The sequence below is a fragment of the Pseudomonas tremae genome (genome assembly GCF_001401155.1).
Lineage (GTDB): Bacteria > Pseudomonadota > Gammaproteobacteria > Pseudomonadales > Pseudomonadaceae > Aquipseudomonas > Aquipseudomonas tremae.
In genome coordinates, this window is sequence record NZ_LJRO01000027.1 from 1 (window position 1) to 269 (window position 269).

Here is a 269-nt window from a genome sequence, read left to right on the forward strand (position 1 = left end):
GACAGCATCAGCGTCGAGGAACTGCTCGACTGGCAGGAAGAGACCCGCACCGGATTCTCTTTGGACATGTTCGAGGGCCATCACTTTTATCTGGTCGACGAGCGAACACAGCTGCTCCGTCTGCTGCGGCGCTATTGCGAACAGCACCTGGCCCGCTGGCGCAACAGCACCTCACGGCAAATGAACCGGGCCGCCGGTTGACCCTGTTTGCCTCGCGCGCGGCCTCTCTGCAGGGCGCGTGTCTTTTTTTGAAATTCAGATCTTATCTG

The 269-nt window shown here is 59.1% G+C and carries 1 pseudogene; it reads left to right on the forward strand.

Features of this window, described 5'->3' with window-relative positions:
• A pseudogene (locus ALO43_RS01450) lies at positions 1-201 on the forward strand (thioesterase); the annotation flags it as partial.
• Positions 202-269: the final 68 nt, after the last annotated feature.